This window comes from Pseudomonas sp. BTN1 (assembly GCF_001907715.1).
GTDB classification, from domain to species: Bacteria; Pseudomonadota; Gammaproteobacteria; order Pseudomonadales; family Pseudomonadaceae; genus Aquipseudomonas; species Aquipseudomonas paracarnis.
Genome location: NZ_MPBM01000075.1, coordinates 22,225 through 46,925 on the forward strand (window position 1 = coordinate 22,225; position 24,701 = coordinate 46,925).

24 protein-coding genes are annotated in these 24,701 nt (G+C 60.2%); 13 read left to right on the plus strand and 11 right to left on the minus strand.

Translation table 11 applies throughout. The features are described 5' to 3' along the window. Together pncB and BMH52_RS27230 are read right to left on the minus strand one after the other, a co-directional pair. Positions 1-1,215 carry a nicotinate phosphoribosyltransferase gene (pncB, locus tag BMH52_RS27225; protein ID WP_003188094.1) on the minus strand — a complete coding sequence of 405 codons (1,215 nt, stop codon included), beginning with the start codon at positions 1,213-1,215 and terminating at the stop codon, positions 1-3. Positions 1,216-1,422: 207 nt separating this feature from the next. Next, the gene (locus tag BMH52_RS27230; RefSeq protein ID WP_014716686.1) at positions 1,423-2,313 is read right to left on the minus strand and encodes a LysR family transcriptional regulator; all 891 of its coding nucleotides are present in this window, start codon (positions 2,311-2,313) and stop codon (positions 1,423-1,425) included. A gap of 153 nt (positions 2,314-2,466) precedes the next feature. Between BMH52_RS27230 and BMH52_RS27235 the strand changes: the two genes are divergently transcribed. The 9 genes from BMH52_RS27235 (at position 2,467) to BMH52_RS27275 (ending at position 13,571) form a co-directional block, all read left to right on the plus strand. Next, on the plus strand, positions 2,467-3,957 hold the full coding sequence (locus BMH52_RS27235) for an aldehyde dehydrogenase family protein (protein WP_003188096.1): 1,491 nt from the start codon (positions 2,467-2,469) through the stop codon (positions 3,955-3,957). Positions 3,958-4,101: 144 nt separating this feature from the next. Continuing rightward, positions 4,102-5,385 (plus strand): FAD-binding oxidoreductase, encoded by a 1,284-nt coding sequence (locus tag BMH52_RS27240; RefSeq protein ID WP_073845628.1) that lies wholly within the window; start codon positions 4,102-4,104, stop codon positions 5,383-5,385. A gap of 374 nt (positions 5,386-5,759) precedes the next feature. After that, entirely contained in the window at positions 5,760-6,896 is a 1,137-nt protein-coding gene (locus tag BMH52_RS27245; protein WP_005784282.1) for a branched-chain amino acid ABC transporter substrate-binding protein, read from the plus strand. Positions 6,897-7,097: 201 nt separating this feature from the next. Beyond that, entirely contained in the window at positions 7,098-8,012 is a 915-nt protein-coding gene (locus tag BMH52_RS27250) for a branched-chain amino acid ABC transporter permease (protein ID WP_003188099.1), read from the plus strand. A gap of 2 nt (positions 8,013-8,014) precedes the next feature. Continuing rightward, positions 8,015-9,313: a high-affinity branched-chain amino acid ABC transporter permease LivM gene (gene livM / locus BMH52_RS27255; protein ID WP_038448664.1), complete on the plus strand. Its 1,299-nt coding sequence runs from the start codon at positions 8,015-8,017 to the stop codon at positions 9,311-9,313. Continuing rightward, complete coding sequence (locus BMH52_RS27260) at positions 9,306-10,181, plus strand: ABC transporter ATP-binding protein (protein ID WP_038448667.1); 876 nt, start codon at positions 9,306-9,308, stop codon at positions 10,179-10,181. The genes livM and BMH52_RS27260 overlap by 8 nt, the downstream gene beginning before the upstream one ends. Continuing rightward, positions 10,178-10,894, plus strand: a complete 717-nt coding sequence (locus BMH52_RS27265; RefSeq protein ID WP_003188103.1) for an ABC transporter ATP-binding protein — start codon at positions 10,178-10,180, stop codon at positions 10,892-10,894. Before BMH52_RS27260 ends, BMH52_RS27265 begins: the two co-directional genes overlap by 4 nt. Before the next feature lie 823 nt (positions 10,895-11,717). Further along, positions 11,718-12,485 carry an SDR family oxidoreductase gene (locus BMH52_RS27270; RefSeq protein ID WP_014716689.1) on the plus strand — a complete coding sequence of 256 codons (768 nt, stop codon included), beginning with the start codon at positions 11,718-11,720 and terminating at the stop codon, positions 12,483-12,485. 180 nt (positions 12,486-12,665) lie between these two features. Further along, positions 12,666-13,571, plus strand: coding sequence for a cation diffusion facilitator family transporter (locus tag BMH52_RS27275; protein WP_014716690.1), 906 nt, complete (start codon positions 12,666-12,668; stop codon positions 13,569-13,571). Positions 13,572-13,679: 108 nt separating this feature from the next. Here the strand turns inward: BMH52_RS27275 and BMH52_RS27280 are convergent, their stop codons facing one another. From BMH52_RS27280 to ureE, 5 genes are all read right to left on the minus strand, one after another. Next, positions 13,680-14,789 carry an AGE family epimerase/isomerase gene (locus tag BMH52_RS27280; protein WP_072434881.1) on the minus strand — a complete coding sequence of 370 codons (1,110 nt, stop codon included), beginning with the start codon at positions 14,787-14,789 and terminating at the stop codon, positions 13,680-13,682. 176 nt (positions 14,790-14,965) lie between these two features. Further along, positions 14,966-15,538 (minus strand): HupE/UreJ family protein, encoded by a 573-nt coding sequence (locus BMH52_RS27285; protein ID WP_073845630.1) that lies wholly within the window; start codon positions 15,536-15,538, stop codon positions 14,966-14,968. A gap of 22 nt (positions 15,539-15,560) precedes the next feature. Beyond that, positions 15,561-16,175, minus strand: coding sequence for an urease accessory protein UreG (gene ureG / locus BMH52_RS27290; protein WP_014716693.1), 615 nt, complete (start codon positions 16,173-16,175; stop codon positions 15,561-15,563). Positions 16,176-16,189: 14 nt separating this feature from the next. Then, positions 16,190-16,864: an urease accessory protein UreF gene (locus BMH52_RS27295; RefSeq protein WP_020301618.1), complete on the minus strand. Its 675-nt coding sequence runs from the start codon at positions 16,862-16,864 to the stop codon at positions 16,190-16,192. After that, complete coding sequence (gene ureE, locus BMH52_RS27300) at positions 16,861-17,361, minus strand: urease accessory protein UreE (RefSeq protein WP_014716695.1); 501 nt, start codon at positions 17,359-17,361, stop codon at positions 16,861-16,863. Before ureE ends, BMH52_RS27295 begins: the two co-directional genes overlap by 4 nt. Before the next feature lie 339 nt (positions 17,362-17,700). Between ureE and BMH52_RS27305 the strand changes: the two genes are divergently transcribed. Beyond that, positions 17,701-18,207, plus strand: coding sequence for a C40 family peptidase (locus BMH52_RS27305; protein ID WP_014716696.1), 507 nt, complete (start codon positions 17,701-17,703; stop codon positions 18,205-18,207). Between the two features lie 5 nt (positions 18,208-18,212). Here the strand turns inward: BMH52_RS27305 and BMH52_RS27310 are convergent, their stop codons facing one another. Together BMH52_RS27310 and BMH52_RS27315 are read right to left on the minus strand one after the other, a co-directional pair. Next, positions 18,213-18,845 carry a TetR family transcriptional regulator gene (locus BMH52_RS27310; RefSeq protein ID WP_003188114.1) on the minus strand — a complete coding sequence of 211 codons (633 nt, stop codon included), beginning with the start codon at positions 18,843-18,845 and terminating at the stop codon, positions 18,213-18,215. A gap of 151 nt (positions 18,846-18,996) precedes the next feature. Continuing rightward, a complete protein-coding gene (locus BMH52_RS27315; RefSeq protein ID WP_003188116.1) occupies positions 18,997-19,317 on the minus strand; it encodes a hypothetical protein in 321 nt (106 codons plus the stop codon). 357 nt (positions 19,318-19,674) lie between these two features. Between BMH52_RS27315 and BMH52_RS27320 the strand changes: the two genes are divergently transcribed. Beyond that, complete coding sequence (locus tag BMH52_RS27320; RefSeq protein WP_073845632.1) at positions 19,675-21,741, plus strand: AsmA family protein; 2,067 nt, start codon at positions 19,675-19,677, stop codon at positions 21,739-21,741. Between the two features lie 113 nt (positions 21,742-21,854). Here BMH52_RS27320 and BMH52_RS27325 read toward each other — a convergent pair whose 3' ends face one another. Both BMH52_RS27325 and BMH52_RS27330 read right to left on the minus strand, forming a co-directional pair. Then, on the minus strand, positions 21,855-22,385 hold the full coding sequence (locus BMH52_RS27325) for a bacterioferritin (protein WP_014716698.1): 531 nt from the start codon (positions 22,383-22,385) through the stop codon (positions 21,855-21,857). Positions 22,386-22,482: 97 nt separating this feature from the next. Continuing rightward, positions 22,483-23,373, minus strand: coding sequence for a DMT family transporter (locus BMH52_RS27330; RefSeq protein ID WP_073845634.1), 891 nt, complete (start codon positions 23,371-23,373; stop codon positions 22,483-22,485). A 98-nt stretch (positions 23,374-23,471) separates the two neighbouring features. Here BMH52_RS27330 and BMH52_RS27335 point away from each other — a divergent pair, with 98 nt between their 5' ends. Both BMH52_RS27335 and BMH52_RS27340 read left to right on the plus strand, forming a co-directional pair. Next, the gene (locus tag BMH52_RS27335) at positions 23,472-24,260 is read left to right on the plus strand and encodes a helix-turn-helix transcriptional regulator (RefSeq protein ID WP_072434889.1); all 789 of its coding nucleotides are present in this window, start codon (positions 23,472-23,474) and stop codon (positions 24,258-24,260) included. 71 nt (positions 24,261-24,331) lie between these two features. Further along, positions 24,332-24,631, plus strand: a complete 300-nt coding sequence (locus tag BMH52_RS27340; RefSeq protein ID WP_003188123.1) for a PsiF family protein — start codon at positions 24,332-24,334, stop codon at positions 24,629-24,631. The last annotated feature ends 70 nt before the right edge of the window (positions 24,632-24,701 follow it).

Consider the following 24,701-nt stretch of genomic DNA (forward strand, 5'->3'; position numbering starts at 1 on the left):
TCACTCCTTGCTGGATAGGGCAGGTACTTTGAAAACGTGACGCAAATAGGCGACAAAATTCGGGTCGGTGCAATGGGTCTTGCCCGCTTCATCGGAAATCTTCGCGACGGGCTGGCCATTGCAGGCGGTCATTTTAAGCACGATGCTCATCGGTTCCACCCCTGGAATATCACAGGTCAGGTTGGTGCCGATGCCAAAGCTCACATTAATGCGACCGCGCAACGCCCGGAATATTTCCAAGGCTTTGGGCAATGTCAGACTGTCGGAGAACACCAGGGTCTTGCTCATCGGTTCGATGCCCAGCTTGTGGTAGTGAGCGATGGCTTTTTCTGCCCACTGGATCGGATCACCGGAGTCATGGCGCAGGCCGTCGAACAGCTTGGCGAAGTACAAGTCGAAGTCGCCCAGAAACGCGTCGGTGGTGATGCAATCGGTGAGGGCGATACCCAATAGGCCACGGTACTCGCGCACCCAGCAATCAAGGGCGGCGATCTGGCTGTCGATCAAGCGTGGGCCGAGTTGCTGGTGGGCCATGATCCACTCGTGGGCCATGGTGCCCAGCGGCTTCATATCGAATTCGCGCGCCAGGTGCACGTTGCTGGTGCCGACAAAACGGCCAGGGAAATCGTGCTTGAGCACGCTGACCACTTCCTCTTGCACCCGGTAGGAAAAGCGCCGGCGCGTGCCGAAGTCCGCCACTTGCAGCTCCGACAGCTCATCGCTGCTGGCGTTGGCGGTCAACCAGTCGAACTTGCGATACAGCTGCTCGCGGGCCTGTTCAAGGATCACGGTCTGGTAGCGGTAGCGGTTACGCACCTCGCTGACGATGGCCAGCATTGGCACTTCAAACAGGATCACATGCAGCCACGGCCCGCGCAGGCGGATAAACAACTCGCCGTTCTCGATGCCGGTTTGCACATACCGCAGGTTGAAGCGAAACAGCCCGAGGAAACGCAGAAAATCCGGCTTCATAAAGCTGATGCGTTCCAGGAACCCCAGTTGATCGGGGCTCAGGCTCAGCTCGGCGAGGCGCTCGATCTGGTAACGAATCTCCGCCAGGTAAGGGCGCAGGTCTTCGCTGTTACGGCAACGAAACTCCCATTCAACTTCCACGTTCGGGTAGTTGTGCAGCACCGCCTGCATCATGGTCAGCTTGTAGAAGTCGGTGTCGAGCAGGTTCTGCACGATGCGATCGGCAAACACACTCTCGCTCATAACGGGAATCTCCAGACGGGTCGGCGATGGAGGCCGGCCTTTACGCACAATTGAGGAAGGGGGTTAGTGGCGCATAGACTTGTGGGGTTTTGCCAGTGATTTTTTCAGTAAGGCCACTGGCGCCATCGCAGGCAAGCCAGCTCCCACATTTGGAGTGCATTCCAAACGGTGGAAGCTGGCTTGCCTGCGATGGCGATTCTCCAGGCGCTAAAGCACCTGCTCCATCATCCACTTCACAAACTCGCGCACCTTGGGCACCTCCGCCGAATGCTCGGGATACGCCAGGTAGTAAGCATCCTGGCTCGGCATCGCATGTTGCCAGGGGATCACCAACTTGCCCTCGGCCAATTCCTCCTCCACCAGAAAGCGCGGCAATAACGCCACGCCGCATCCCACCTGCGCCGCACGGATACACATATAAAACGTGTCGAACCGCGGGCCATGGTAGCTGTGCTCGGTATGGAAGCCCTGGCTGGCGAACCAGTCATGCCAGCCCTGGGGCCGCGAGGCGTTTTGCAGTAGCACCAGGTCGCTCAGTTGCGTGGGGTCGGTGAAAGGCTGGGCGGGCAGGCTGTCGGGCGAACACACCGGTACCAGCTCTTCACTGAACAGTTTCAGGCTCTCGGTGCCGGGACGTGCGCCCTGGCCGAAATAGAACGCCATGTCGGCCTTGCCTTGCAGTAACTCGTCCGGGTCCTGTTCGTTGCACAGGTCCAGGTGGATCTGCGGGTGGCGCAAACGCCAGCCTTTGAGGCGCGGCACCAGCCAGCGTGCTCCGAAGGTGTAGGGCGTGGACACGCGCAGCACTTCGGTTTCGCCCCCGTAGGAGCGCAGGTAGTGGGTGGACATTTCCACCTGGGTGAGGATCTTGCGCACTTCCACCAGGTACAGGTCGCCCGCCGGGGTCATCTGCAAGCGGCGGCGCACGCGGCGAAACAGCAGGTGTTGCAACAGTTCTTCCAGCTGCGCTACTTGTTTGCTCACCGCGCTTTGGGTGAGGTTCAGTTCCTCGGCGGCGCGGGTGAAGCTCAGGTGGCGGGTGGCCGCTTCGAAACACTGCAGGGCGGTGATCGAGGGCAAATGTCTTTTGTTCAGCACGGCATGCCTCTTTTTATTCTTTGCATGAATAAAGGGAATGATATCTCGCCTAATCGTCGTTTGTTGGCAAGTCTTGGGCCAGCTACAAATAGGGCCAGGATCGCCGTGCGTATTGCGGCGCGAATTTTTGTCTGCAGATTGAAGGAGTGACCCATGGTTGCCGCATTGCTTGATCGTCTCGGGGTAAACCCGGCGCTGTACCAGGCTGGAAAACAACCCGTGCATTCACCGATTGATGGCAGCCGTATCGGCAGTGTGCACTGGGAAGGCGCCGCCGAGGTGGAGCAACAGGTCAGTCGCGCCGAGCATGCATTCGAAGCCTGGCGCAAGGTGCCGGCGCCGCGGCGTGGCGAGCTGGTGCGCCAGTTCGGCGACGTATTGCGCGAGTACAAGGCCGACCTGGGCGAACTCGTTTCCTGGGAAGCGGGCAAGATCACCCAGGAAGGCTTGGGTGAAGTGCAGGAAATGATCGACATCTGCGACTTCGCCGTCGGCCTGTCGCGCCAGTTGTACGGCTTGACCATCGCCTCCGAGCGCCCCGGCCACCATATGCGTGAAACCTGGCACCCGCTGGGCGTGGTCGGCGTGATCAGCGCCTTCAACTTCCCGGTGGCTGTGTGGGCGTGGAACACTGCGCTGGCCTTGGTGTGCGGCAACGCAGTGATCTGGAAACCGTCGGAAAAGACCCCGCTCACTGCACTGGCCTGCCAGGCCTTGTTCGAGCGCGTACTGAAAAAATTCGACGGTGCCCCCGAGTACCTCAGCCAAGTGATCATCGGCGGCCGCGACGCCGGCGCTGCGCTGGTGGATGACCCGCGCGTCGCCCTGATCAGCGCCACCGGCAGCACGCGTATGGGCCGTGAAGTGGCACCCAAAGTCGCCGCACGTTTCGCCCGCAGCATCCTTGAACTGGGCGGCAACAACGCGATGATTCTCGGTCCAAGCGCCGACCTGGACATGGCCGTGCGCGCCATCCTCTTCAGCGCGGTGGGCACCGCCGGCCAACGCTGCACCACCCTGCGCCGGCTGATCGCCCATGAGTCGGTCAAGGAAGAAATCGTCACCCGCCTCAAGGCCGCCTATTCCAAAGTGCGCATCGGCCACCCACTGGAAGGCAACCTGATCGGCCCGCTGATCGACAAGCACAGTTTCGACAACATGCAGGACGCCCTTGAGCAAGCCTTGAGCGAAGGCGGCAAGGTGTTCGGCGGCAAGCGCCAACTGCAAGACACATTCCCCAACGCCTACTACGTATCGCCGGCCATCGTGGAAATGCCCGAGCAAAGCGACGTGGTGTGCAGCGAAACCTTCGCGCCGATTCTTTACGTGGTCGGCTACACCGACTTCGCCGAAGCCCTGCGCCTGAACAATGCCGTGCCACAAGGTTTGTCGTCCTGCATCTTCACTACCGACGTGCGTGAAGCCGAGCAGTTCATGTCGGCGGTGGGCAGTGACTGTGGCATTGCCAACGTCAACATCGGCCCGAGCGGCGCGGAGATCGGTGGCGCGTTCGGGGGTGAAAAAGAAACCGGCGGCGGGCGTGAATCGGGCTCGGATGCGTGGCGCGGGTATATGCGCCGGCAAACCAATACTGTGAACTACTCGCTGGAACTGCCGTTGGCACAAGGCATCACGTTCGACTGACCAGACTGATCGTTCCCACGCTCTGCGTGGGAACGCATTCTGTGACGCTCCGCGTCACGACAATGCGGACGCGGAGCGTCCAAGGCTACATTCCCACGCAGAGCGTGGGAACGAGCGGTGGTGAATTCATCCCGGAGTCTGGCAATGGCACTGCGCGAAACATGTTTATGGGAACACCTCACCCCAGGCCGTCCCGACCGAGCCGCGCTCAAGGGCGCGGTCAAGGTGGATGTGTGCGTGATCGGCGCCGGCATCACCGGTTTGTCGGCGGCCATTCATTTGCTGGAACAAGGTAAAAGCGTCGCCGTACTGGAGGCCCATCGCACCGGTCACGGCGGCTCGGGGCGCAACGTCGGGCTGGTCAACGCCGGCCTGTGGATTCCACCGGACGAGATCGAGGCCGGTTTCGGCACGGCGGTGGGCAGCCAGCTCAACCGCATGTTGGGTGCGGCGCCGTCCCTGGTGTTCAGCCTGATCGACAAGTACAACATCGACTGCCAATTGCGCCGTGAAGGCACCTTGCACATGGCGCACAACGCCCGTGGCGAGGCGGACTTGCGCAGCCGTGAGCAGCAGTGGAAACGCCGTGGCGCACCGGTTGAGTTACTCACCGGCCAGGCCTGCGAGCACGCCACCGGTACCCGGAAAATCGCCGCCGCGTTGCTGGATCGGCGCGCCGGCACCTTGAACCCCATGGCCTACACCACTGGGTTGGCAAATGCCGCCGCAGCGTTGGGCGGGCAGTTGTTTGACCATTCTCCGGTCACCCAGCTTGAACGCCAAGGCGCCGATTGGTCGGTGCAGACCGCCGAGGGCGCGGTGCAGGCCGCGCAGGTGGTGATCGCCTCCAACGCCTACACCGAAGGCGAATGGACCGAACTGCGGCGTAACTTTTTCCCCGGCTATTACTACCAGGTGGCGTCGGCGCCGCTGACCGATGACGCGGCCAAGCAGATCCTCCCCGGCGGCCAGGGTTCGTGGGACACGCGCCAGGTCCTGAGCAGTATTCGCCGCGATGCCGACGGGCGCCTGTTGCTGGGCAGCCTGGGTAACGGCAACCAGAAGCCGGCGTGGTTCCTCAAGGCATGGGCCGATCGGGTGCAGCAACACTACTTCCCGTACCTCAAACCGGTGCAATGGGAATTCACCTGGACCGGCTGCATCGCGTTCACCCCCGACCACTTGATGCGCCTGTTCGAACCGGCCCCCGGCCTGGTGGCGGTTACCGGTTATAACGGGCGCGGGGTGACCACCGGCAGCGTGGTGGGCAAGGCGTTTGCCGACTACCTGTGTCACCAGGCCCCCCAAGCCTTACCGATCCCTTTTGCCCCTATGCAACCTCTGGCCGCTGTGGGCCTGCGCAGTTGCCTGTATGAAGCCGGCTTCTCGCTCTATCACGCCGGGCAATGCCTGAGGATCGTGATCTGATCAGCGAAATACCCCTCAGAAGCCTGCGTTTTCTTAGCAGGCTACCCATCTGTATTGGTGCAAGTCGTAGCAATCACGCACTGTAAATGTGCAGTTCCGTTACGCACGTTGTTACAGCTGTAGGAACTGTCGTTTATGCCTGTGGTTGCAGGTGCGACCTACCAGGGTTGTACTTTTTTGCAGTGCTGGTTGCACCCGTAGACGCTAGACGGTTGCACGTCCTGGCAAAAGGCGTCGAAACGCCTGTAATAACAATGACACCGTGTCTTTTTGAAGAATAAAAAAGTAATGGCACGCGGCTTGCTCTGAGCTTTCAGTGAAAAGTTTGAATGCAAGTTGTCGTGCCAAAAATCAAAAATATCGGAGCACCACTCATGTCCCAGACGTTTTACAAGAAAGGTTTTCTGGCCCTCGCCGTTGCTGCGGCGCTGGGTGTTTCTACGTTTGTTCAAGCTGATGTGAAAATTGGTGTGGCGGGCCCGATGACGGGTGCCAACGCCGCTTTCGGTGAGCAGTACATGAAGGGTGCCCAGGCGGCAGCCGACGTTATCAACAAGGCCGGCGGCATCAACGGCGAGCAGATCAAGCTGGTGGCGGGCGATGACGCCTGCGAACCCAAGCAGGCCGTGGCCGTGGCCAACCGCCTGGCCGACCAGGACAAAGTGATCGGTGTGGTCGGGCACTTCTGCTCATCCAACACCATCCCGGCGTCTGAGGTTTACGACGAAGCGGGCATCATCGCCATCACCCCAGGCTCCACCAACCCACAAGTGACCGAACGCGGCCTGGGCGCCATGTTCCGTATGTGCGGGCGTGACGACCAGCAAGGCATCGTGGCCGGCGACTACATCGTCGACGTGCTCAAGGGCAAGAAAGTCGCGGTGATCAACGACAAGGACACCTACGGCAAAGGCCTGGCCGACGCCACCGCTGCGCAGTTGACCAAGCGCGGCGTCAAGCCGGTGCTGGAAGAGGGCCTGACCCGGGGCGAGAAAGACTTCAGCGCCCTGGTTACCAAGATCCGTTCCCTGGGCGCCGACGTCGTGTACTTCGGCGGCTTGCATCCGGAAGCCGGCCCACTGGTGCGCCAGATCCGCGAAGCGGGCCTCAAAGACGTCAAGTTCATGTCCGATGACGGCGTGGTCACCGACGAACTGGTAGCCACCGCCGGCGGCGCGCAGTACGTTGATGGTGTGTACATGACCTTCGGCGCCGACCCGCGCCTGCTGCCAGACAGCAAGACGGTCGTGGAAGAGTTCCGCAAGAACGGTACCGAGCCTGAAGGCTACACCCTGTACGCTTACGCCTCGATCCAGGCCCTGGCCGCCGGCTTCAACGGTGCCAAGTCCAACAAGGGCGAAGACGCTGCCAAGTGGCTCAAGGCCAACCCGGTTAAAACCGTCATGGGCGAAAAAGCCTGGGATGCCAAGGGCGACCTGAAAGTCTCTGACTACGTGGTTTACCAGTGGGACAAAGACGGCAAATACCATCAGTTGGAAAAGCAGAAGTAAGTACAAGCACCACGGACTCAATGTGGGAGCGGGCTTGCTCGCGAAAGCAGAGTGTCAGTCGCCGAATGTGTTTATGACCCACCGCATTCGCGAGCAAGCCCGCTCCCACATAAGGGCTGTGTTTTGACCCCGATCTGTCTTTTCCTCCAGAAGCGCCGCACACCCACCGGTGTGCAGGTGCTCACCGCGTGAGATTGCGTTATGGATGGTATTTTCCTGCAGCAACTGGTCAACGGCCTGACCCTCGGGTCGGTCTATGGCCTGATCGCCATCGGCTACACAATGGTCTATGGCATCATTGGCATGATCAACTTCGCCCACGGCGAGGTTTATATGATTTCCGCTTACCTCGCGGCGATCAGTCTGGCACTGCTGGCTTACTTCGGCATCGAATCCTTCCCGCTGCTCATTCTCGGTACTTTGATCTTCACCGTAGTCGTCACCGGCGTGTACGGTTGGGTGATTGAGCGTGTCGCCTACAAACCCCTGCGTAACTCCACCCGCCTAGCACCGCTGATCAGCGCCATCGGTATCTCGCTGATCCTGCAGAACTACGCGCAGATCGCCCAGGGCGCCAAGCAACAAGGCATTCCCACCCTGCTGGCCGGCGCCTGGCGCGTCGATATCGGCACCGGGTTCGTGCAACTGACCTACACCAAAGTGTTCATCCTCGTGGCGGCGTTCGCCGGCATGGCCTTGCTCACCTACATCATCAAATACACCAAGCTCGGCCGCATGTGCCGCGCCACCCAGCAAGACCGCAAGATGGCCTCGATCCTGGGCATCAACACCGACCGAGTGATCTCCTACGTGTTCGTCATCGGCGCAGCCATGGCTGCCCTGGCCGGCGTGCTGATCACCCTCAACTACGGCACCTTCGACTTCTATGCCGGCTTCATCATCGGCATCAAGGCGTTTACCGCGGCGGTCCTCGGCGGCATCGGCTCCCTGCCTGGGGCGATGCTGGGCGGGATCATCCTCGGTATCTCCGAGTCGCTGTTCTCGGGGTTGATCAACTCTGACTACAAAGACGTGTTCAGTTTCTCCCTGCTGGTGGTGATTCTGATTTTCCGTCCCCAGGGCCTGCTTGGTCGCCCACTTGTGGCGAAGGTGTAAACATGTCTGCTGCCAAATCCATTGATATCAAGAAAAGTGTGGTCGATACGGTCCTCGCGGGGCTGATTTCGCTGATCGTATTCGGCCCGATTGTCGGCGTGGTGCTCGACGGCTACAGCTTCAACCTGGAACCTGCGCGGGTTGCCGTGCTGGTCGCTATCGTGATGGCCGGGCGCTTTGCCTTGAGCCTGTTCCTGCAAACTTCCAAGGGCGTGAAGATCCTGCAGGGGTTCGAGAGCAGCGGCTCCGGCGTGCACGTGCTGCCACCGGACTACAAGTCGCGGCTGCGCTGGATCATCCCGGCGTTGATCGTGATCGCCATCGTGTTCCCGATCTTTGCCAACAAGTACCTGCTCACCGTGGTGATCCTGGGGCTGATCTACGTATTGCTCGGCCTGGGGCTGAACATCGTGGTGGGCCTGGCGGGCCTGCTCGACCTGGGTTACGTGGCGTTCTATGCCATCGGTGCCTACGGCCTGGCGCTGGGTTATCAATACCTGGGCCTGGGCTTCTGGACGGTGCTGCCACTGGCGGCCATCGCGGCGGCGTTGGCGGGGTGCATACTCGGCTTCCCGGTGCTGCGAATGCACGGTGACTACCTGGCCATCGTGACCCTGGGTTTTGGTGAAATCATACGCCTGGTGCTCAACAACTGGCTGTCGTTCACCGGCGGCCCGAACGGGATGCCCGTGCCGTCACCGACCTTCCTGGGCCTGGAGTTCGGCAAGCGTGCGAAGGATGGCGGCATTCCGTTTCACGAGTTTTTCGGCATCGATTACAACCCCAACATCAAGTTCATGTTCATCTACATCGTGCTGTTTCTGGTGGTGCTGGCCGTGCTGTACATCAAGCATCGCCTGACGCGCATGCCGGTCGGTCGCGCCTGGGAAGCCCTGCGCGAAGATGAAATCGCCTGCCGTTCCATGGGCCTGAACCATGTGCTGGTCAAACTCTCGGCCTTCACCATCGGCGCGTCCACCGCCGGTTTGGCCGGGGTGTTCTTTGCCAGCTACCAGGGCTTCGTCAACCCATCGTCGTTTACCTTCTTCGAGTCGGCGTTGATCCTCGCCATCGTGGTGTTGGGCGGCATGGGCTCGACGGTCGGCGTGGTGATCGCAGCGTTCGTGTTGACCGTGGCGCCGGAACTGCTGCGTAGTTTTTCCGAGTACCGTGTGCTGCTGTTTGGGGTGTTGATGGTGGTGATGATGATCTGGCGACCGCGTGGCTTGATTCGTATCAGCCGTACCGGTGTGACGCCACGCAAGGGTGCCATAGCGAATAGGGAGCCGCGCCATGAGTAAGGAAGTCGTGCTGGTAGTCGAACACCTGATGATGCACTTCGGGGGCATCAAGGCCCTCAGTGATGTGAGCCTACAGGTCAAACGCAACTCGATCTTCGCCCTGATCGGCCCCAACGGCGCCGGCAAGACCACGGTGTTCAACTGCCTCACCGGCTTTTACAAAGCCAGTGGCGGCAAGATCGAGCTCAACGTGCGGGGCAAGCAAACCAACGTCATTCAGTTGCTGGGTGAGCGCTTTGAGGCCACCGACTTTGTCTCGCCCAAAAGCTTCCTCAGCCGCGTGTACTACAAGATGTTCGGCGGCACCCATCTGGTGAACCGTGCCGGCCTGGCGCGCACTTTCCAGAACATTCGCCTGTTCAAGGAAATGTCGGTGCTGGAAAACCTGCTGGTGGCCCAGCACATGTGGGTCAACCGCAACATGCTTGCCGGCATCCTCAATACCAAAGGCTACCGCAAGGCCGAAAGCGATGCGCTGGACTGCGCATTCTACTGGCTGGAAGTGGTCGACCTGGTGGACTGCGCCAACCGTCTGGCCGGCGAGCTCTCCTACGGCCAGCAGCGCCGCCTGGAAATCGCCCGCGCCATGTGCACGCGGCCGCAGATCATCTGCCTGGACGAACCGGCAGCGGGCCTCAATCCACAGGAAACCGAAGCCCTCAGCGCGATGATTCGCCTGCTGCGCGACGAACACGACCTTACGGTGGTGCTGATCGAACACGACATGGGCATGGTGATGAGTATTTCCGACCACATTGTGGTGCTGGACCACGGCAACGTGATCGCCGAAGGCGGCCCGGATGCGATCCGCAACGACCCGAAAGTGATCGCCGCCTACCTGGGCGCGGATGAAGAGGAGTTGGTATGAGTGCACCTATCCTCGAAATGAAGGACCTGGACGTGTTCTACGGCCCGATCCAGGCCCTGAAAAAAGTCTCGCTGCACATCAACGAAGGCGAAACCGTCAGCCTGATCGGCTCCAATGGCGCGGGTAAGTCCACGTTACTGATGTCGATCTTCGGTCAGCCTCGGGCCGAGTCGGGGCAGATCCTCTACAACGGCGTCGACATTACCCACAAATCGTCCCACTACATCGCTTCCAACGGCATTGCGCAGTCGCCGGAAGGGCGGCGGGTGTTCCCCGACATGACCGTCGAGGAAAACCTGCTGATGGGCACTATCCCCATTGGCGACAAGTTCGCCAGCGAGGACATGCAACGCATGTTCGAGCTGTTCCCCAGGCTCAAGGAGCGGCGCAACCAGCGGGCGATGACCATGTCCGGTGGTGAGCAACAAATGCTCGCCATCGCCCGTGCGCTGATGAGCCGGCCCAAGCTGTTGCTGCTCGATGAGCCAAGCCTGGGGTTGGCGCCGATTGTGGTGAAGCAGATCTTTTCCACCCTGCGCGAGCTGGCGTCCACCGGTATGACCATCTTCCTGGTGGAGCAGAACGCCAACCATGCGCTGCGCCTGTCGGACCGAGCGTATGTGATGGTCAATGGTGAGATTCGCCTGACCGGCACCGGCAAGGAGTTGCTGGTGAACGAGGACGTGCGCAACGCCTACCTGGGCGGCCACTGACCTAAGATCCAGGCGCATCAACCCTGTGGGAACCGGGCCTTATGTGGGAGCCGGGCTTGCCCGCGACAGCATCACCTCGGTTTAGCTGACATACCGAGGTGGCCGCATCGCAGGCAAGTTAGCTCCCACCCAAAGCCGGTTCCCACATTTGTTTTCGCGATGTCCACAAGCGCTCAACCAAATTGTGGAAAACAAATCCAGCCCACCTCAAAAGCGCGACATATAGTCGCCGCAAATCCCTGTTTTGTCACAGTTTTGACTTGTCCCCATCCACTGTGGAACCGGCTGTGGGTAACGTGGGAGTAGCTGGCTGAAAGCCTTTAACCACGTGGCTTGTAGCGTGTTGGTTGTTTTTCGATCAGTGTGTTTTTCGCGACCGTCTCAAGGGTTTGTCAACCTGTTTAAAGACACAGGTATATGAACGAAATAAGTCGTTCCGGCCTGTGGATAAGTCTGTGATTAAACTCTGGAAAGACGCGCGCAGGGGCCGCAATGACTGGCCTGGAGCCATCGTTGTGTTTTTCAGCATTTGTCGCCGGCTACATAGGCGCTTGCCCAGGTCAAGCAAAAAACTTTATAAAACCGCCTGCAACCCTTGTACACAGTGGCTTTGAGCCGTTTGCACTTGCCCCCAAAGACTGTGGGCGCAGTTGTGGATAACCTGCGCGCATATGGCTGCAAGCTACGGTTTATAAGGCTTTGCGTCGCTTGATTAAAAAGTGATCAGTCAAGCATGCGCGTGTGTGCACAGCGGTTGCCGCAAACGCGGCGTAAGGGCATTCTGCTGGCTGTTTTTTTTTCCGATGCCCGCAAGGAGAACACCATGTCCGACACGCTGTTTATCACTGGCGCTACTTCAGGTTTCGGCGAAGCCTGTGCCCGTCGTTTTGCCGAGGCCGGCTGGAAACTGGTGCTCACCGGTCGTCGTGCCGAGCGCTTGAATGCCTTGGTCCAAGAGCTTTCCAAGCAGACCGAAGTGCATGGCCTGGTGGTGGATGTGCGCGACCGCAAAGGCATGGAGGAGGCCATCGCCAACCTGCCGCCGTCGTTCGCCACGCTGCGCGGCCTGATCAACAACGCCGGCCTGGCCGTGGGCACCGACCCTGCGCCCAAGTGCGACCTCGACGATTGGGAAACCATGGTCGATACCAACATCAAGGGCCTGCTGACCACCACCAACCTGCTGTTGCCGCGCCTGATTGCCCATGGCCGCGGGGCCGGGATCATCAACCTGGGCTCCATCGCCGGTAACTACCCGTACCCGGGCAGCCATGTGTATGGCGGTTCCAAGGCGTTCGTGAAGCAGTTTTCGTTGAACCTGCGCTGCGACCTGCAAGGCACCGGCGTGCGCGTGACCAATATCGAGCCGGGCTTGTGTGAAAGCGAGTTCTCCCTGGTGCGCTTCGGCGGTGACCAGGCGCGTTATGACGCCACCTACGCAGGTGCCGAGCCGATCCAGCCGCAGGACATTGCCGATACGATTTTCTGGGTGATGAACACCCCGGCGCACGTGAACATCAACCGCCTGGAGTTGATGCCGGTGAGCCAGACCTGGGCTGGGTTTGCGATTGAGCGTGGGGCCAAAGGCTAAGACCGCGTCGCTGCCATCGCAGGCAAGCCAGCTCCCACATTTGACGGTATTCACACATCCAAATGTGGGAGGGGGCTTGCCTGCGATGGCGGCAAATCGGCCAAAATGCGGCATAAGGTACACTGCCCGCCTGAAAACCCCACCGCACCCAGCGGTTTAAAGGTTTTGACAGGAGGCAATGTGAGTAACCGAGGTGAGCAGGCACTGCTCAAACAATCGACTATCCTGATGTTCGCAGTCGCGATCGCCGGGATTGTCACGGGTGTGATATCCGGCGCCCAATCCATTCTGTTCGACGGCTTTTTCTCGCTGATCGCCACCGCCATCAAGGTGCTGATGCTGATCACGGCCAAGCTGATCGCCAAGAAAAGCAACGAGCGTTTCCAGTTCGGCTATTGGCACCTGGAGCCAATGGTGCTGTTGATCGAAGGCAGTTTCCTGCTGCTGATCGCCATCTACGCGTTCCTCAATGGCGTGTTCGGCATTATCAATGGCGGGCGCGAAATCGAGTTGGGGCTGGTGATCATTTATGCGGCGGTGTTTACCGTCGTGGAGTTCGCCTACTTCTTCTATGTGCGCTACCGCAATCGCACACTCAAATCGTCATTGATCCAGTTCGACAACATCAGTTGGCTGGTGGACGCGATGCTGTCGGTGGGCTTGCTGATCAGCTTCCTGGCCGCACTGTTGCTCAAGTCCCAGGGCTATGGCGAGTGGGCGGTCTACGTGGACCCGTTGATTCTGATCCTGCTGGCCCTGAGCATGCTGGCGCCGGCATTCAAGATCCTGCGCCCGGCGCTGCGCGAAGTGTTGGGCATCGCGCCGGATCACTTGGACGACAAGGTTCGCGAAGTGATGGACGCGGCGCAGGCCAAGCATGGTTTCGACGACTATGTGTCCTATGTGCAGAAGCACGGGCGTGCGCGGTTTATCGAAATTCATGTGGTGCTGCCAGCGAATTACCCGGTGGATAACGTCGCGACTCTCGATGGGCTGCGGGAAGAGATATCCACAGGGCTTGGGGCGGCGGATGCGGCGCGGTGGTTGACGATCAGTTTTACCGGGGATCGCAAGTGGATTGCCTAAAGTCTGTTAGAGCGAGGTGAGGCTATCGCAGGCAAGCCAGCTCCCACATTTAAATGTGCGAACACTATCAACTGTGGGAGCTGGCTTGCCTGCGATGGGCCCTGCAGGTCAGCCCAGATGCTGGACCAAGCCCTGATAGCAAGTCGCCAAATGATAGGGCGTAGTCGAAGGCATATCCCGTCGGCTCACCTTACCCTCGGCATCCAGGCATTCATGCCAACCCTTGGCATGCAAAAAGCGCTGTTGCAGCGCCTGCAACTGACGCTGCAGCACCGCTTCGCTGCCTGGCCGCAAGGTCAACGCCCGCAGGTACTCCGCCTGTGCCCAGATCCGTTGGGTACCGTCGCGCACCGTGCCATCCAGCGCGAGCATGCCGCTGACCGCCCCGCTTAACTTATCCACACCCTTTTGCTCGGCATAGGCAAATGCCCGTGTCAGCGAGCCATGCAGTGCGGTGCCGCGTAGCACAGCTGAAGACTCGAGCAAAAAGAACCATTCGAACTGGTGCCCCGGCTCAAACCAGTTATCCACAGCGCCCAAAGGTTTTTCCATCATCACGCCGTGCTCGCGGTCGATGAAACGTTGCTGCATGGCCGTCGCCAGTGCCAGCAGGGCCGCTTGTACCTGGGCGTCCTCACGCACCGCGAGGGTGGCCAGGAAACCTTCGGCCAGGTGCATCAACGGGTTTTGCAACGGGCCGGAGTCGAGCGAGGCCCAGTTGCGCTCCAGTACGGCCTCGTACAAGCCGTCACCGGTGGCAAAACGTTGGGCGACGACTTCCAGGGCAGCGTTGAGCACCGATTCCACCAACGGCTCACGCATCTTGGCCCAGTAATGGGCGCAGGCAAAAATAATGAAGGCGTGGGTGTAGAGGTCTTTGCGCTTGTCCAGCGGCTGGCCGGCAGGGTCGATGCTATAGAACCAGCCACCGTGTTCGGCATCATGGAAGTGCCGTTGCAGGGAGCGAAACAGCGCTGCCGCACGTTCTTCGGCGAAAGCCGCGCCGGGTTCGCCGATCAGGCTGGCGAACAGGTACAGCTGCCGGGCGCAGGCCATGGCGCGATAGCGCTGAGGGGGCAGTGGCTGGTGATCGGCATCCAGGGCCTCAAAGGGCAGTGCCAGGTCGGCATTCCAGCCCGGGCCTTGCCAGAGAGGCACGATCAGGTCATGGAAGTGCGTGAGCACAGGCGTAAGGGAAGAGGGGGAAGCGATGGGCATTGGCTGGCGTCGTCACGGCAGGGGTGTAGGCGCGCATGGTAGCAGGCTGATCGTTCCCACGCTCTGCGTGGGAATGCATTTTATGACGCTCTGCGTCATGCTTTGGGACGCAGAGCGTCCTCGGCTGCGTTCCCACGCGGAGCGTGGGAACGAGAGGCCCTCAGCAGTGCCGCAAATCAGCCCGCCAGCAACCACACCCCAGTCGCCGCCGAAGCCGCCCCGGCCACTCGCACCAAGGGTGCAGCAGCAGCTGGCAAAAAGCGCACGACTGCATAACCGGCTGCATGCAACGCCGCGGTCGCCCCCACAAACCCAGCGGCATACGCCCAAGGGCTGGTCATATCCGGCAGTTCCAGGCCATGGGCCACGCCATGAAACAGCGCAAACAACGCCGTGGCGCCCACGGCCACGAACAGCGGCGGCCGTACCGCCAATGCTACCGCCAGGCCCAAGGCCAGCACCGAAGCAGCAATCCCGCTTTCCAGCGCCGGCAGTTGCAGCCCTTCAAAACCCAGCACGCCGCCGATCAGCATGGTGCCGACAAAGGTGCATGGCAGCGCCCAGCGCGCGGCGCCTTTTTGTTGGGCCGCCCAGAGGCCTACCGCAAGCATGGCCAGCAAGTGATCGAGGCCGCCCAGGGGATGGCTGATACCGGCCATCAGGCCATTGTCGCCATGGCCAGGATGGGCGAAGGCCAGGGCAGGCGCGAGCAGCAGCACGGCGGCGGCGAAAAGTCTGTTGAGTCTCATGGACAGGTTCCTTATGGGTTGATCAGGCGGCGGTCAGCAGGCCCTGGCGTTCGATGAAGGCGACGATGTCATCCAGGCCGACCCCGGTTTTCTGGTTGCTGAACACAAAGGGTTTGCCGTTGCGCATGCGTTGAGTGTCGCTGTTCATCAGGTCCAGCGACGCGCCGACCAGCGGGGCCAGGTCGATTTTGTTGATCACCAGCAGGTCGGATTTGCAAATGCCAGGCCCGCCCTTGCGCGGCAGCTTGTCGCCCGCAGACACATCGATCACATAGATGGTCAGGTCCGACAGTTCCGGGCTGAAGGTGGCCGACAGGTTGTCGCCGCCGGACTCCACCAGAATCAGGTCCAGGCCCGGAAAACGACGGTTGAGTTGGTCCACGGCCTCCAGGTTGATCGAGGCATCTTCGCGAATCGCCGTGTGTGGGCAGCCGCCGGTTTCCACGCCGATGATGCGCTCCGGCGCCAGGGCCTGGTTGCGCACCAGGAAGTCGGCATCTTCACGGGTATAGATGTCGTTGGTCACCACCGCCAGGTTGTAGCGATCGCGCAGCGCCAGGCACAGGGCCAGGGTCAGGGCGGTCTTGCCCGAGCCTACCGGGCCGCCGATACCGACGCGCAGGGGTTGTGTGTTCATGTGCTTCTCCAGAATCAGGAACGGAACAGGCGGCTGTACTGGCGCTCGTGGGCCATGCACGCCAAGGACAGGCCAAAAGCAGCGCTGCCCAAATGGTTAGGGTTAATGCGCTCGGCATCCTGCTGGGCTTGTTGCAGCAGCGGCAGCAGTTCACTGGTTAGACGCTGGGCGGCTTGCTGGCCCAGTGGAAGGGTTTTCATCAGCACGGCCAATTGGTTTTCCAGCCAGCTCCACAGCCAGGCGGCGAGGGCGTCGTCGGCGTTGATGTGCCAGGCGCGCGCGGCCAAGGCCCAGCCAAGGGCCAGGTGCGGTTCGTCGCGTTGAGCGAGAAAGTCACGGGCGCTGTCGTCCAGTTCCGGCAAGCCGTTGAGCAACTGTTGCAGGGAGTAGCCCATCTGGCGGCTTTCCTGATACAGCTCCCGGGTCTCACGGCTGGCGCGGTGCTCGTCGCACCACTGCGCCAGTTGCGCCCAGTCCTGCTCGATGGCTGCGCGGCAATGGGCGAGCAACAGCGGCGCTTCGAAACGCGCCAGGTTGAGCAGCAACTGGTCACTGATCCAGCGTCGGGCGCTCGCGGCATCCTGCACGCGGCCGTTGTCCACCGCCATTTCCAGGCCCTGGGAATAGCTGTAGCCGCCAATCGGCAATTGCGGACTGGCCAGGCGTAGAAGCGCCCAGGCTGGGTTCATAGACGTACGCCGAACTGATGCAGCTTGGGGGCGTAGTTGAAGTCTTCATCCCCATGGCGCGAATGATGATGGCCGCCGCCATAGGCGCCGTGCTCGGGTTGAAACGGCGCTTCGATGGTCTGTGCATCGGCACCCAGCTGTTCAAGCATGGCCTTGAGCACGTAGTCATCGAGCAGGCGCAGCCAACCGTCACCGACTTGCAGGGCTACATGGCGGTTGCCTAGGTGATAGGCGGCGCGAGTCAACTCGAACGCGTTGCGGCAGGTGACATGCAGCAGTTGTTCAGGGCGGGCGCACACCCGTACGACGCGTCCGTCTTCTGCCTGTAGGAATTCACCATCGTGCAAGGGCGGCTGGCCCCGCTCCAAAAACAGGCCGACGTCTTCACCGTCGGCACTGAAACAGCGCAGGCGGCTTTTGCTGCGGGCTTCGTAATTGAGCAGCAACTCGGCGGCCCAGAGGGCTTGGGGGGCGATTCGGCGATGTATCACCAGCATCAGAGAGCTTCCAGCTGTGAGCGATGAAAGACCTAGAGCAAGGGGCTTGCCAATCACGGAATTGAGTCGGAATTCCCTGTAGTCAGGCAGGCATGCTGCTCAATAGGGCGTCAGATAATTCAGTGTGTGAATCAATTTGGTGCGTGGCGAGGTTTATAGCACCAGCGAAGGGCGTTTTGCGTTGATGGAGGCGCTTGTCTTGATGAAATTTCTTTCATCTTTTTCTCTGTAGGCAGTTTTTAGGATTTGTCCTACGAATCATGAGGATTTGGAGTTCATGAGATTACCTGAGGGTTCTTTAGGCTATGCGCCCTGTTTAATACCACCGCGACGTTCATCATGCTTCGATCAATTTTCTGTATATGCCTGGTCAGCCTGACCTTCTTTATTTCATCGGCATCGGCCAATTTTCAGCCCCGCGCCAGCTTCGGCTCGTCGCTGCAAAGCCTCAAGCCGGCTTCCATCGACGACGTGATCGACCGCGCCCATGAGTTGCTCGGTACGCCCTACAAGTGGGGCGGCACCTCGGCGGAGCAGGGCTTCGATTGCAGTAGCTTCCTGGTGTACCTGTTCAAGACCCAGGCCAATATCCAGATACCGCGCACCACCACGGCCATGCACCGGTCATCGGCGGCGACCATCAAGCGCAATGCGTTGAAGCCTGGGGATGCGGTGTTTTTCAAAGGCAACGGGCGCGGCCAGGTCAGCCATGTCGGGCTTTACATTGGCCACGGCAAATTCATTCATTCGCCGCGCACCGGCAAAACCATTCGTATCGATTCATTGAGCAATAGCTACTGGAACAAGCACTACACCACCGCCAAACGGTTCCACACGGCGGGTTGATTGCTTTATTCGGTGCTGCCCAGCCCTTGCCAATGTTTGAGGCCGATAAAGATAAAGCGCAGTTGCTGGGTGATTTTCGCCTGGGGCGTAAGGTGGGCCGGCAAGGCGTGGGCCGGTGGGTCGATGATATCGGGCAGGGTGGCGAACACACTCTTGACGATCAGGTCGGCCATCACATGCAAACCTTCGGCATCCAAGTGCTGAAGTTTGGGCATCAGTGTCAGGTCGGCGGCCAGGTCGCGAGTGATGTCTTCGCGCAGGGCGGCGATGGCTTGGCGCACGGCCAGGCAGCCGCCGTACTGTTCGCGAGCCAGGAACAGGAACTGAGAACGGTTAGCCGAAACCACATCGAGAAAGATGCGCACCGAGGCATCAATGATGCCGCCCATCACGAATTCGTTGTGGCGCACCAGGCGGATCGTGGCGCGAAAGGTCTGGCCGACCTCGCTGACCAGTACCAGCCCCAACTGGTCCATATCGGCGAAATGGCGATAGAAACCGGTGGGCACGATACCCGCCGTCTTGGCCACTTCACGCAGGCTCAGGCTGCCAAACCCACGGCCGCACTCCATCAGATGGCGGGCTGCGTCCATCAGGGCGAGGCGGGTCTGTTGCTTCTGTTCGGCGCGGGGCAGCATGAGCGGATGAGCTTTGTCGGCAAGTACAGCGACGCACTCTAGCAAAAGCGCTTTGCCGGCGTCGAACTTGGCAGGGGCGGGGCGTGACGCGGTCTATATAAAAGCAAAAGCCCGATCGGCAGATCGGGCTTTTTTCTGGGCCACCACAGGCTTAGCTCTGTGCTTGATGCAGTTCTTGCAGACGGTCGGCACCGCCTTCAGCAACGCCTTCGGTGTAGGCACGTTTGTTGGCTTGTTCAGCACCGCCTTCGACCAAACCTTTCTCTTGCAGACGGTTGTAGCCATTTTCAGCTACGGCGCCTTTGGCGTAATCACGGTTTTCGTCTTCTTGCGAACCGCTGCGAGCCACGGTTTGGCTGGTTTGCACGGCTTGGGCTTTGTTCTGTGGGGTGGCCTGTTCGGCAGCTGGCAGGGCAAAGGCGCTGGAAGCCAGGACAGATAACAGAACGGTAGCGAGTAATTGGCGTTTCATGATGGTTGCTCCTAGGGAGGGCGATAAAGTGGGTACAGGGCTAATGTTACCCTTGATAAGTCGATATAAAAGTTCATAAACACAATGGTAATAATCAACAGAATTGATTGTTCTCGCGGGAGGCTCTAGATCGAGCCTCTCAAGCCCGCGGCTTTGCACCGATGTGGGTATTTTCGACACGAACCTGGGTAACAATGGTGCGTCGTCGATGGGGAAAATTGTCTGGTTGATCAGGAAAATCGCTTTTTTCGGCTAAATCCGCCGTTGCGTTAAACCCCCAGGCACTTTGCCAGTCGTAGTCCTATAAGCTGTTTAAAAGGCTGTTGCCCAGCCAGTCGTATTCAGGAGTCCTGTGCAATGACGCGCACTCGTAAAATTCTCGCTTGGAGCTGCGCCAGCTTCGTTCTGTTGATTGCCATCGTGGTACTGGTGTTGGTGTTCTTCGACTGGAACCGCATCAAGCCGCCCCTCAATGCCAAAGTCTCCGAAGAACTGCATCGTCCATTCGCCATTAACGGCAACCTCGCGGTGGTGTGGCAGCGTGAGCCCGATGAAGGCGGCTGGCGCGCCTGGGTGCCGTGGCCCCATGTGATTGCCGAAGACCTGACCCTGGGTAACCCCGATTGGTCGAAACAACCGCAGATGGTCACGCTCAAGAAGGTTGAGCTGCGCATTTCGCCCCTGGCCTTGCTGGTGCAGCGTGTGGTGATCCCCCGCATCGACCTCACCGAACCCAGTGCCCAGTTGCAGCGCCTGGCGGATGGCCGCGCCAACTGGACGTTCAAGTTCGACCCCAAGGACCCCAACGCCGAACCGTCCAACTGGGTGGTGGATATTGGCGCCATCGGCTTCGACAAAGGCCATGTGACCCTTGACGATCAAAGCCTCAAGACCCAGCTGGATGTGATCATCGACCCGCTGGGCAAGCCGATCCCCTTCGGTGAAATCGTCGGCGACGCCGATGCCAAGAAGGCCCTGGAAAAAGGCTCGGCGCCCCAGGACTACGCGTTCGGCCTCAAGGTCAAAGGTCAATATCATGGTCAGAAGCTCGCGGGCACGGGCAAGATCGGTGGCTTGCTGGCCTTGCAGGACGCGGCCAAGCCGTTCCCGCTGCAAGCCCAGGTCAAGATCGCGGACACCAGCATCGCCCTGGCCGGCACCCTGACCGACCCGCTGAACCTCGGCGCCCTGGACTTGCGCCTGAAGCTTTCAGGCAGCAGTCTGGGCAACCTGTATCCGCTGACCGGCGTGACCCTGCCGGATTCGCCGGCCTATTCCACCGACGGCCACCTGATCGCCAAACTGCATGAGCCCAGCGGCGCCTCCTTCCGCTACGAGAACTTCAACGGCAAGATCGGCAACAGCGACATCCACGGCGACCTGGCCTATGTCGCCAGCCAGCCACGCCCCAAGCTCAGTGGCGCGCTGGTGTCCAACCAACTGCTGATGGATGACCTGGCGCCTTTGATTGGCGCGGACTCCAACGCCAAGCAAAAAGCCCGTGGCGGTGAAAGCAAACAGCCGGCCACCAAAGTGCTGCCGGTTGAGGAGTTCCGCACCGAGCGTTGGCGCGATATGGATGCCGACGTCGAGTTCACCGGCAAGCGCATCGTGCACAGCGCCGATTTGCCCTTTACCGATCTTTATACGCACCTGGTGCTCAACGACGGCCAACTGAGCCTCGAACCCCTGCGTTTTGGCGTGGCCGGTGGCAAGCTCGATGCGCAGATTCGTTTGAACGGCCGCACCACCCCGATGGAAGGCCGCGCCAAACTCACGGCGCGTAACTTCAAGCTCAAGCAGTTGTTCCCGACTTTTGAACCGATGAAAACCAGCTTCGGTGAACTCAACGGCGATGCCGATATTACCGGGCGCGGTAACTCGGTGGCGGCACTGTTGGGCACATCCAACGGTGACCTGAAGATGCTCATCAACGATGGTGCCATCAGCCGAAGCCTGATGGAAATCGCCGGGCTCAACGTGGGCAACTACGTGGTCGGCCGCCTGTTCGGCGACGAGGAAGTGAAAATCAACTGCGCCGCGGCGGACTTCGGCATCAAGACGGGCCTGGCGACCACACGGTTGTTTGTGTTCGATACCGAGAACGCGATCATCTACATTGACGGCACCGCGAATATGGCCACCGAGCAACTGGACCTGACCATCACGCCGGAATCCAAGGGTTTTCGCCTGTTCTCCCTGCGTTCACCGCTTTACGTCAATGGACCTTTCATCAAGCCCAATGCTGGGGTGAAAGCCATTCCGTTGGCGCTACGTGGTGCAGGCATGGTCGCCCTGGGCGTGATCGCCGGGCCGGCCGCCGGCTTGCTCGCCTTGGTTGCCCCAAGCGGTGGCGAGCCCAATGAGTGCGCACCGTTGCTGCAACAGATGAAGGAAGGCAAGGCGCCCAAGACCGTGAAGTAACTGCGGGAGCGGCCTTGCCCGCGATAGCGGAGTATCAGTCAATGATTTATCAACTGATCCAACGCTATCGCGAGCAAGCCCGCTCCCACAGGGTGATGTTGCGGTGTTAGTTATTACAGATCCTGCAGAATATCCGCCATATCGTCCGCGTGTTCTTCTTCCTGAGCCAGGATGTCTTCGAAGATGCGACGGGTAGTCGGGTCTTTGTCACCGATGTACTGGATGATCTCGCGGTAGCTGTCTACTGCGATTCGCTCGGCCACCAGGTCTTCATAGACCATTTCCTTCAAGGTGTTACCCGCCACGTATTGCGCATGGGAGTTTTTCGACAGCAGGTCGGGGTTGAACTCCGGCTCGCCGCCCAGTTGCACGATACGCTCGGCCAGTTTGTCAGCGTGCTCGGCTTCCTGGGTCGCATGTTCCAGGAACTCATCGGCAGCCACGCTGGCCTTGAGGCCGTTGGCCATGAAGTAGTGACGCTTGTAGCGCAACACGCAGACCAGTTCAGTGGCCAGCGACTCGTTGAGCAGTCGGATGATTTCCTGACGGTCGGCGTCGTAGCCTTCGGTCACGGCACCGTTTTCGACGTTCTGGCGGGCGCGGCTGCGCAGGGTCGCAACGTCAGTCAGTTGTGCTTGAGTCATTTCAATCTCCTGGGGCTAATCCGGTTGTACGCCACGCTCTGCCGGCGTGATCGCTATTGGTTGTGAGTCCCGGGCCAGGCGAAAAGTTTTATCGGATTTAACAGGATGTGTCCTGAGGGCGTCTGACCGGTGTGGTCCAGCGCTCCGACAGGATCACTCCACCCAGGGTCAGCAAGCCACCCACCAGGTGATACCGCGCCAACTCTTCCTTCAGCACCACCGCCGCAATCAGCGCGGTAATCAGCGGCAGCAGGTTGAAGAACAACGTGGTACGGCTGGGCCCCAGGGTCTTGACCGAGTGCATCCACGCCAGCGGTGCCAGCATCGAAGCCAGCAGGCAGGCATATAGCACCAGCGGAATATTCGCCCAGCCCAAACCGGCCTTGGCCGAGAACAGATACAGCGGCAGCAGCACCATCACCGCGACCAGCACCTGCAAATACAGCAGCACCAACGGCGGCAGGCGCAGCTGCCATTTTTTCAGCAGGGTGCTGTAGACCGCATAAGCCAATGTTGCCACCAGCATCATGCCGTCGCCCAGGTTGACCCCATGTTGCAGCAACGCGCCCAGGCTGCCGGCCGACACCACCACGACCACGCCTGCGAACGACAGCACCGCGCCGGTCAGCGCACCGAAGGTCAGGCGTTGGCCAAGGCTGATGATCGCGGCGGTCAGCGCCATCAACGGCATCAGAGACAGGATGATGCCCATATTGGTGGCGCTGGTCAGCGTCGCGGCGTAATAGGCCAGGCTTTGATACACCGCCATGCCGAGCACGCCGAGGATAAAGATCTTGCCCAGGTTGGGACGGATCTGCGGCCAGTGGGCGACCACCGGTTTGGGCATGAACGGCGTGAACAGCAACGCAGCGAACAGCCAGCGGTAAAAGCCGATTTCAGCCGGGAAGATCGAGCCCACGGCCAATTTGTTGACCACGGTGTTGCCGGCCCAGATAAAGATAGCCAGCAGCGGATACGCGTATTGCATTGAAAAGAAACCCAGTGTGTTGACGAGGCAGGATTATCCTCTGTCTGGATCGAAGCCTATACTGCGATCCAGACAACTGAGCGTTGAATCCAGACAATATGTCCCGACACACCGTACGCCTGCCCGATTTCGCCCGCCTGCCAAGCCCGGTGTACTTTCGGTATTCCGATTTTGCCCCGGACACCGAATGCACCCCCCACCAGCACACATGGGGCTCGCTGGATTACTCGGCCAGCGGTGTGATGCGCATGGAAGTGGCGGGCAATCGCTTCATGTCGCCACCGCAATACGCCGTGTGGGTGCCGCCGCTTACCGAGCACAGCTCCTACAATGCCGAGGCGATTGTCTACCACTCCGTAGGGCTGGCGCCGCAGCTGTGCGAGCAGTTGCCGCAGCAGCCTTGCACCCTGGCGATCAGCGACATTCTCAAGGCGATCCTCAAGGATTTCGCCCTGCGCGATGTCAATGCACCGCGCACCGATGCCGACATGCGCCTGGCCCAGGTGCTGGTGGACCAGCTCAGGCAGGCGCCGGTCCACGACTGCTTCCTGCCCTACGCCCGCCACCCGGGATTGCTTGGGGTCTTGGAGGGCATGCAGGCAGAGCCGGGAGACAACCGCCCTCTGGCGCAATGGGCCGAGCAGGTGCATGTGAGCGAGCGCACCCTGGCGCGCCAGTTTGTGCGCGAGCTGGGCATGAGCTTCGGCGAATGGCGCCAGCGCTTGCGCTACCTGGCGGCCATCGAAGCGCTGGACAGCGACCGCAGCGTGCAACACGTGGCGTTTGATCTGGGCTACAGCACCGCCTCAGCGTTTATCGCCATGTTCCAACGCCACGCCGGCTGCACGCCGGAGCAATATCGGCGGGCGAACATTCGTGGCCGGTGAAGTTGTAACAGGTTTTGACTACACTGCGCTGTAGGCCGTGCCCGTCGGCACGGTAACAGGGAGAAAACTCCATGAAGATGCTGCGTATTCCGTTGTTAATGATGGGCCTGCTGATGTGTGCCCAGGGTTTTGCCGCCACTGCCCAGCAAAACAAAATGACCACCTGCAATGCCGAGGCCACCACCAAGACGCTCAAGGGCGATGACCGTAAGGCCTTCATGAAGACCTGCCTGTCGGCACCTGCCGCCAACGACGCCAAGACCCTGACCCCGCAGCAGCAGAAGATGAAAGACTGCAATGCGTCGGCGAAAACCCAAGCCTTGGCCGGTGATGCGCGCAAAACCTTCATGAGCACTTGCCTGAAGAAATAATAGCCCCGGGCCATAGAAGGCTGCGACACTCGCACACAGCCCCTTTGTAGGAGCGAGCTTGCTCGCGAAA

What these genes read in the sequence shown, in the direction of transcription:
- BMH52_RS27260 (WP_038448667.1), top strand. Translation starts at nt 9,306, where the DNA reads ATGAGTAAGGAAGTCGTGCTGGTAGTCGAACACCTGATGATGCACTTC.
- BMH52_RS27250 (WP_003188099.1), top strand. Translation starts at nt 7,098, where the DNA reads ATGGATGGTATTTTCCTGCAGCAACTGGTCAACGGCCTGACCCTCGGG.
- BMH52_RS27310 (WP_003188114.1), bottom strand. Translation starts at nt 18,845, where the DNA reads ATGCTGCCCCGCGCCGAACAGAAGCAACAGACCCGCCTCGCCCTGATG.
- BMH52_RS27240 (WP_073845628.1), top strand. Translation starts at nt 4,102, where the DNA reads ATGGCACTGCGCGAAACATGTTTATGGGAACACCTCACCCCAGGCCGT.
- BMH52_RS27315 (WP_003188116.1), bottom strand. Translation starts at nt 19,317, where the DNA reads ATGAAACGCCAATTACTCGCTACCGTTCTGTTATCTGTCCTGGCTTCC.
- BMH52_RS27245 (WP_005784282.1), top strand. Translation starts at nt 5,760, where the DNA reads ATGTCCCAGACGTTTTACAAGAAAGGTTTTCTGGCCCTCGCCGTTGCT.
- BMH52_RS27265 (WP_003188103.1), top strand. Translation starts at nt 10,178, where the DNA reads ATGAGTGCACCTATCCTCGAAATGAAGGACCTGGACGTGTTCTACGGC.
- BMH52_RS27235 (WP_003188096.1), top strand. Translation starts at nt 2,467, where the DNA reads ATGGTTGCCGCATTGCTTGATCGTCTCGGGGTAAACCCGGCGCTGTAC.
- BMH52_RS27320 (WP_073845632.1), top strand. Translation starts at nt 19,675, where the DNA reads ATGACGCGCACTCGTAAAATTCTCGCTTGGAGCTGCGCCAGCTTCGTT.
- BMH52_RS27280 (WP_072434881.1), bottom strand. Translation starts at nt 14,789, where the DNA reads ATGCCCATCGCTTCCCCCTCTTCCCTTACGCCTGTGCTCACGCACTTC.
- livM (WP_038448664.1), top strand. Translation starts at nt 8,015, where the DNA reads ATGTCTGCTGCCAAATCCATTGATATCAAGAAAAGTGTGGTCGATACG.
- BMH52_RS27270 (WP_014716689.1), top strand. Translation starts at nt 11,718, where the DNA reads ATGTCCGACACGCTGTTTATCACTGGCGCTACTTCAGGTTTCGGCGAA.
- BMH52_RS27325 (WP_014716698.1), bottom strand. Translation starts at nt 22,385, where the DNA reads ATGACTCAAGCACAACTGACTGACGTTGCGACCCTGCGCAGCCGCGCC.
- pncB (WP_003188094.1), bottom strand. Translation starts at nt 1,215, where the DNA reads ATGAGCGAGAGTGTGTTTGCCGATCGCATCGTGCAGAACCTGCTCGAC.
- BMH52_RS27285 (WP_073845630.1), bottom strand. Translation starts at nt 15,538, where the DNA reads ATGAGACTCAACAGACTTTTCGCCGCCGCCGTGCTGCTGCTCGCGCCT.
- ureG (WP_014716693.1), bottom strand. Translation starts at nt 16,175, where the DNA reads ATGAACACACAACCCCTGCGCGTCGGTATCGGCGGCCCGGTAGGCTCG.
- BMH52_RS27305 (WP_014716696.1), top strand. Translation starts at nt 17,701, where the DNA reads ATGCTTCGATCAATTTTCTGTATATGCCTGGTCAGCCTGACCTTCTTT.
- ureE (WP_014716695.1), bottom strand. Translation starts at nt 17,361, where the DNA reads ATGCTGGTGATACATCGCCGAATCGCCCCCCAAGCCCTCTGGGCCGCC.
- BMH52_RS27335 (WP_072434889.1), top strand. Translation starts at nt 23,472, where the DNA reads ATGTCCCGACACACCGTACGCCTGCCCGATTTCGCCCGCCTGCCAAGC.
- BMH52_RS27340 (WP_003188123.1), top strand. Translation starts at nt 24,332, where the DNA reads ATGAAGATGCTGCGTATTCCGTTGTTAATGATGGGCCTGCTGATGTGT.
- BMH52_RS27330 (WP_073845634.1), bottom strand. Translation starts at nt 23,373, where the DNA reads ATGCAATACGCGTATCCGCTGCTGGCTATCTTTATCTGGGCCGGCAAC.
- BMH52_RS27295 (WP_020301618.1), bottom strand. Translation starts at nt 16,864, where the DNA reads ATGAACCCAGCCTGGGCGCTTCTACGCCTGGCCAGTCCGCAATTGCCG.